The organism is Kitasatospora sp. P5_F3 (assembly GCF_054049135.1).
In genome coordinates this window covers 53,761-60,030 of the sequence record NZ_JBFUMY010000056.1, presented here as the reverse complement: position 1 = coordinate 60,030, position 6,270 = coordinate 53,761, and the positions used below count along the sequence as shown (strand labels likewise).

Here is a 6,270-nt window from a genome sequence, read left to right as displayed (position 1 = left end):
GCCCTCCCCGACAGCCACCGGCACACCGCTCCCGCCTTCGAGCACCACGCCGCCCTGCCCACCGTGGACGCGGCCGGCCTGCACGCCACCGTCATCCTCGGCACCCTGGACGGCGCCACCTCCCCTGGCACCACGTACACCCCGCTGGTCGGCGCCGACCTGACACTCCGTGAGGGCGCCGAGCACCGGCTTCCGCTGGAGCCCGGCTTCGAGTACGCCGTCCTCTCGATGACCGGCAGTGTGGATGTGGACGGCGTCCGGGTCGAGCCGGGCTCGCTGCTCTACCTGGGCTGCGGGCGCCGTGAACTCCCGCTGCTGGCCCGGACCGACAGCTCCGTGCTGCTGCTCGGCGGCCTGCCGTTCGAGGAGCACCTGGTGATGTGGTGGAACTTCATCGGCCGGACCGGGGAGGAGATCGCCCAGGCACGGTCGGAGTGGATGGAGGGGTCGCGGTTCGGCGAGGTCCACGGCTACGACGGCGCCCGGCTGGCCGCGCCCGCACTGCCGCCGGGCCCGCTCAAGCCGCGCGGGCGGGTGCGCTGACCTGCGCACCGGGCCTACCGGGCGGTGGGACGGCCTGCCCGGGCGGCCTGTTCGGCCAGTGCGTCGGTGGCGACCAGGGCGGCCTGGACCCGGCGCTCCACGCCGAGTTTGGCCAGCAGCCGGGAGATGTGGTTCTTGACGGTCTTCTCGGTGAGGTACAGCTGCTGCCCGATCTGGCGGTTGGTCAGCCCTTGGCCGACCAGGGCCAGCACCTCCTGCTCCCGGCTGGTGAGCGGCGGGTAGCTGGGGGCCTTCGGTGCCGCGTCGCTGCGCAGCCGGGCGAGCAGGCGGGTGGTGGCGCCGGGGTCGAGCAGTGACTGTCCTGAGGCCACCGTCCGGACGGCGGTGACCAGGTCGGTGCCGCTGATCTGCTTGAGCACGTAGCCGGCCGCCCCGGCCATGATCGAGTCGAGCAGGGCCTCCTCGTCGTCGAAGGAGGTGAGCATCAGGCAGGCCAGGCCGGGCAGCCGGGAGCGCAGTTCGCGGCAGACGGTCACGCCGTCGCCGTCGGGGAGCCGCATGTCGAGCACGGCCACGTCGGGCCGCAGTGCCGGTACCCGGGCGAGGGCCTGTTCGGCGGTGGCGGCCTCGCCGACCACGGTGAGGCCCGGCTCGGAGTCGAGCAGGTCGTGCACGCCCCGGCGGACCACCTCGTGGTCGTCGAGCAGGAACACCCGTACCGTGGCCGGGTCCTGGCCGTCGTGGTGCGTGCCGTCGGTCATCGTCTCTCCTGGGCGCGGCCCCGCGCCGGGCGGGGGAGGGAAGCTGCGAGGAGTATCCCGCCGGGGTGTCGGGCTGCGACAGGGCCTTCCGGCCCTGTTGTGGCCTGACACCCCGTCAACGGTCAGTCGTGCGGTACCACCACGACCGGGGCGTGGGCGTGGTGGATCACGGCGTGCGCGACCGGTCCGAGGTGCATCCCGAACGGGTGCGGGCGGTGCCGGCGGCCGACCACCACGAGGGCGGCGCCGCCGGAGGCCTCGACCACCGCGCCGGACGGGGTGCCGACCCGGGCGTCCAGGACGACCGGGACGGCCGGGTACTGCTCGCGCAGGGTGTCGACCGCCTGGTCCAGCAGCTCGGTCTCGATCAGCCCGAGGCTGTCCCAGCTCTCCTGCGGTGCGACCCAGCCCGCGTAGCCCCAGGCGGCCGGCGGTTCCCAGCCGTGTACGGCCCGCAGCGAGGTGCCGAGCAACTCGGCCTGCCGGAAGGCGAACTCCAGGGTCGCGAGCGACGGGGTACGGGAGTCGACGCCGACCACCACCTCCGCCGGGCGACCGGTGCCGGTGGTTTCGGCGGCCGAGGCGCGGACCAGGACGGTCGGCTGTTCGCAGTGCGCGGCCACGCCGAGGCCGACCGAGCCGACCACCAGCCCGGCGAAGCCGCCCAGCCCGCGCGAGCCCACCACCACCAGCTCGGCCTGGACGGCGGCCTTCGCCAGCAGGTCGACCGGATCGCCGCCGACCAGCAGTTCGGTCGCGACCGGCAGCCCGGGGTGCTCCCGGCGGACCTCGGCGGCCGCGTCGTCGAGCAGCCGGAGGGTCAACGCCTGGACGTCGGCGGGCTGTCCGGGGGCGGAGTGGACGTCGTCCAGCCAGGTCTGGACGTGGCCGATGCGCAGGTCCGCGCCGCGGCGGACGGCCTCGTCGGCGGCCCAGCGGGCGGCCGCCAGGCTCTCGGGCGAACCGTCGACGCCGACCAGCAGGGTTCGGTTCATGGCAGGTCCTCTCCTCGGGGGTTCACGGCTCGAAGCGCCGTGCTTCGAGCCGTGAACAGCGTCCGCCCCGCCGCTGCCCGGGCCCCAGAGCCGTCGGGCCGAAGCCCCTGGGGCCGGAGGTCCCGGTTCCCGGGCGGGTGGACGGGGTCGGTCGGCCCCTGGGCAGGCGGGTGCCCGGACGGGACGCTGGCGTAGCAGGGCCGGGCGGTTCGTCCGCCCGGTCGGTGCAGGATGGATGACGGAGGATCAGGCCATGTCCCTTCCGGTGGTGGTGGGAGTCGACACCAGCCGTAGGCGGCGGCGGCCCCGCTCAGTCCAGGTGGCCGTCGGGGCCGACGGCGCCGATGCGGCGGCCGGTGACGGTGTCCGGGCGGATCCGCACCCACAGCGGCCGGTTACCGCCGGCCCAGGGCTCCGCGCCGGGGGCGGACTCCAGACTGCGGATCTCCGACAGGTCGTCGATCGGCTCGGCGATGCCGGTGAGCAGCACGCTCCACCCGGTGCCGTTCTGTTCGTCGGTCCGGTCGACCTGGAAGGACGCCGGGCTGTCCGGACCGGGGGCGGCTGCGCCGTGTGGATCGGTTCGGTAGACGACCGACCCGGCCCGGACGGTGTAGTTGACCGGCAGGATGACGGGCCCGGCCTTCGCCGGCAGGGCGACGCGGCCGATCCCGCCGCCACCGAGCAGGTCCCAGCACTGCGCGGGAGTGAGGCGGATCAGAGCCGGATGCGCTGAGGCAGGACCCTGGCCCGGGGGTGGACTCTCCGGCCCTTCGAGCAGCTCACGGTAGGTCAGCTCCAGCGCGGTGGCGATCCGTTCCAGGCTCGGTGGGTCGAAGTCGGCTCCTGAGGCCAGGAGTTGCCGCAGGTACGCCGGGGCGATGCCGGCCTGCTGGCACAGTGCTTCGTCGGTGAGTCCGAGCCGGTGCTGCCGCTCGGTGATGCGGTGCGCGAGGCCGGCCGGTGGCTCGGTGGGCTCGGTGGGTGCGGTGGGTGCGGTGTGGTGGGTCGGGCGGTTCACGGTGTGCCTCCTCGCCCTGGTCGAGCTGTTCAGGTCCGGAAGAGGGCGACCTTCAGGGCCCCGCTGGTCTCGGCGTCGGCGAAGACGTCGTAGGCGTCCGGCATCTCGTCGAGTCCGAAGCGGTGGGTGATCAGTCCGCCGGTCTCCAACCGGCCGTCTGCGAGCATCCGGAGCAGGAGGGGCGTGCTGTGGGTGTCGACCAGGCCGGTGGTGATGGTGATGTTCCTGATCCAGAGGTCTTCCAGGTGAAGGGTGGCGGGCTTGCCGTGGACGCCGACGTTGGCGACCCGGCCGCCGGGGCGGACCACCTGAGTGCACAGCTCGAAGGTCTCGGGGATGCCGACGGCCTCGATGGCGACGTCGGCGCCGAGCCCGTCGGGGCTGAGCGCCCGGATCGCCGCGCCGTCGGCGTCTGCGGCGTTCACGGTGGTGTCTGCGCCGGCCCGCGCGGCGGCGTCCAGGCGGCTCCGGGTGAGGTCGACGGCGATGATCCGGGCCGGGCTGTAGAGCCGCGCGGTGGTGATGGCCGCGAGGCCGATCGGTCCGGCGCCGACGACCACGACGGTGTCGCCGGGCTGGACGCGGCCGTTGTGGACCCCGACCTCGTAGGCGGTGGGGAAGATGTCGGCGAGCAGCAGGGCTGCCTCGTCGGTGACGCCGTCGGGCAGCCTGTGCAGGGAGTTGTCGGCGAACGGGGTGCGGACGTACTCGGCCTGGGTGCCGTCGATGAGGTGGCCGAGGATCCAGCCCCCGCCGCCGGTGCACTGGCCGTACACCGCGCGGCGGCAGTAGCCGCAGCGGCCGCAGGCGGAGATGCAGGAGACCAGCACCCGGTCGCCGGGTGCCAGGGTCCGTACTCCGGGGCCGGTCTCGACGACGGTGCCGACGGCCTCGTGGCCGAGCACCCGGCCCTCGGTGACCTCGGGTACGTCGCCCTTGAGGATGTGCAGGTCGGTGCCGCAGATGGTCACGGCGTCCACCCGGACGACGGCGTCCTCGGGCTCCCGGACGGTCGGGTCCGGGACTTCGCCCCAGGTCCGGCGGCCCGGGCCGTGGTAGGTCAGTGCCTTCATGTCCAGTTCACCCCTCGTGGAGTTCCGGCCGGGGCGCTGCCCCGTCCCTTCCAGCCTTACCGCTGGACGAGCCGGGCGGCGAGGGCCGGGCGGGCCCGGCTGTGGGCCGGTCGGCCCTGTCGCCCGGGGCGGTGCCGGGCCGGGCCGCCTAGGCTGGGAGCGAAGCCAAGCGGACCGCGGCCAGTGCTCGGGAGGAACCGGTGGGCGACGAGGCCGGAGCCGGCTCGGTGCCGCAGCTGCGCCTGGACGACCTCCTGGACGAACTCCAGGCCCGACTGGACGCGGCGCGCGGCACCAGGGACCGGGTGCACAGCCTGTTGGAGGCGGTGCTCGCCGTCGGCCGGGACCTGGAGCTCACCCAGGCGCTGCGGCACATCGTGGAGGCCGCGGTGACCCTGGTGGACGCCGAGTACGGCGCGCTGGGGGTGATCGGCGAGGACCAGTGGTTGTCGCAGTTCATCCCGGTCGGTGTGACGGAGCAGCAGATCGCACGGATCGGGCCGCTGCCGTCGGGCCACGGCCTGCTGGGCGAGCTGATCCGCCACCCGGCACCGCTACGGACCGCGAACATCGCCGACCATCCGGCCTCGTACGGATTCCCGGCCGAGCACCCGCCGATGCACACGTTCGTCGGGGTACCGATCCGCATCCGGGACAAGGTGTTCGGCAACCTGTACCTGACCGAGAAGCGCGGCGGCGGCGAGTTCGACGCGGAGGACGAGTCGGTGCTGGCCACCCTCGCGGTGGCGGCGGGGGTGGCGATCGACAACGCGCGGCTGTACGCCCAGGCGCGGTTGCGCGAGCGGTGGCTGACAGCCAGTGCCGAGGTGACGCGGAGCCTGCTGTCGGGCAGCTCCGAGCAGGAGGTCCTCGATCTGCTGGTGGCTCGGGCGGCCGAGGTGACGGGTGCGGACCTGGCGGTGGTCGCATTGCCGGTGACGGGCTCGGACGAACTGGAGGTGCGGATCGCGGTCGGGTTGGGAGAGCGGCAGCATCGCGGCCTGGTGGTCCCCGTGGAGGGTTCGTTCGTCGGGGAGGCGGCCCGCACGGGTGAGCTGGTGGTGAGCTCCGATGTCCGTAAGGACCCTCGGATCACCGCCGGACCGCCTCGCTGGGAGGGCCTCGGTCCTGCCGTTGCGGTGCCGATCGGCACGACGGAGCACGGCCTGCGGGGCGTGCTGATGTTGGCCAGGGCGGCGGGCCGGCCGCTGTTCGAGGCGGACGAGTCGGGACCGCTGCTGGGTTTCGCCGGACAGGCGGCGGTCGCGATGGAGCTGGCCGAGCGGCGCCGGGACTCCGAGCAGGTGGCCCTCCTCCAGGAGCGCGACCGGATCGCCCGGGACCTGCACGACCTGGCCATCCAGCGGCTGTTCGCCACCGGGATGACCCTGCAGGGGGCTACCAGGTTCATCGACCACCCGGAGGCCACCGACCGGGTGCTGCGGGCGATCGACGATCTCGACGAGACCTCGAAGACCATCCGGGCCACCATCTTCGGGCTGCGGACCAGGGAGTCCGGGCCGGCCGCGCGGGGGACGCGGGCGCGGGTGGTCGAGGTGGTCGAGCGGGCGGCGGAGGTGCTCGGGTTCATGCCGGGCCTGCGGATGACCGGCCTGCTGGACGTGACGGTGCCGCCCGAGGTCGTGGACGAGGCGCTGGCCGTCCTGCAGGAGGCGCTGTCGAACGCCGCGCGGCACGCGGAGGCGACCAGGGTGGAGGTGTCGGTGGCGGCCGGGGCGGAGCTGCTGCTCACCGTGACGGACAACGGCCGCGGCCTGCCCGCCGGCGGGCGGCGCAGCGGTCTGGCCAACCTGGCCGACCGGGCCGCCGCACTCGGTGGGAGCTTCGAGGCCCGGGCGGGTGCGGAGGGCGGGGCCGAACTGGTCTGGCGGGTACCCCTGCTCGGGTGACGCGGT

Annotated in this window: 6 protein-coding genes; 2 read left to right on the top strand and 4 right to left on the bottom strand. The window is 74.2% G+C overall.

Annotation, left to right across the window (positions count from 1 at the left end; genetic code table 11):
* Positions 1-543 (top strand): pirin family protein (locus ACXJMZ_RS27385; protein ID WP_457032711.1); only part of this gene is annotated, 543 nt, incomplete at its 5' end.
* Between the two features lie 14 nt (positions 544-557).
* Here the strand turns inward: ACXJMZ_RS27385 and ACXJMZ_RS27380 are convergent.
* The 4 genes from ACXJMZ_RS27380 to ACXJMZ_RS27365 form a co-directional block, all read right to left on the bottom strand.
* Positions 558-1,265: a response regulator gene (locus ACXJMZ_RS27380; RefSeq protein ID WP_457032710.1), complete on the bottom strand. Its 708-nt coding sequence runs from the start codon at positions 1,263-1,265 to the stop codon at positions 558-560.
* A 122-nt stretch (positions 1,266-1,387) separates the two neighbouring features.
* Positions 1,388-2,260, bottom strand: coding sequence for a universal stress protein (locus ACXJMZ_RS27375; protein WP_457032709.1), 873 nt, complete (start codon positions 2,258-2,260; stop codon positions 1,388-1,390).
* 310 nt (positions 2,261-2,570) lie between these two features.
* Complete coding sequence (locus tag ACXJMZ_RS27370; protein WP_457032708.1) at positions 2,571-3,281, bottom strand: helix-turn-helix domain-containing protein; 711 nt, start codon at positions 3,279-3,281, stop codon at positions 2,571-2,573.
* A 29-nt stretch (positions 3,282-3,310) separates the two neighbouring features.
* Positions 3,311-4,354 carry a zinc-dependent alcohol dehydrogenase family protein gene (locus ACXJMZ_RS27365; RefSeq protein WP_457032707.1) on the bottom strand — a complete coding sequence of 348 codons (1,044 nt, stop codon included), beginning with the start codon at positions 4,352-4,354 and terminating at the stop codon, positions 3,311-3,313.
* A 200-nt stretch (positions 4,355-4,554) separates the two neighbouring features.
* Here ACXJMZ_RS27365 and ACXJMZ_RS27360 point away from each other — a divergent pair, with 200 nt between their 5' ends.
* Positions 4,555-6,264, top strand: a complete 1,710-nt coding sequence (locus ACXJMZ_RS27360) for a GAF domain-containing protein (protein ID WP_457032706.1) — start codon at positions 4,555-4,557, stop codon at positions 6,262-6,264.
* Positions 6,265-6,270: the final 6 nt, after the last annotated feature.

Coding starts and splice junctions, on each gene's coding strand:
- ACXJMZ_RS27375 (WP_457032709.1), bottom strand. CDS start 2,260: ATGAACCGAACCCTGCTGGTCGGCGTCGACGGTTCGCCCGAGAGCCTG.
- ACXJMZ_RS27380 (WP_457032710.1), bottom strand. CDS start 1,265: ATGACCGACGGCACGCACCACGACGGCCAGGACCCGGCCACGGTACGG.
- ACXJMZ_RS27365 (WP_457032707.1), bottom strand. CDS start 4,354: ATGAAGGCACTGACCTACCACGGCCCGGGCCGCCGGACCTGGGGCGAA.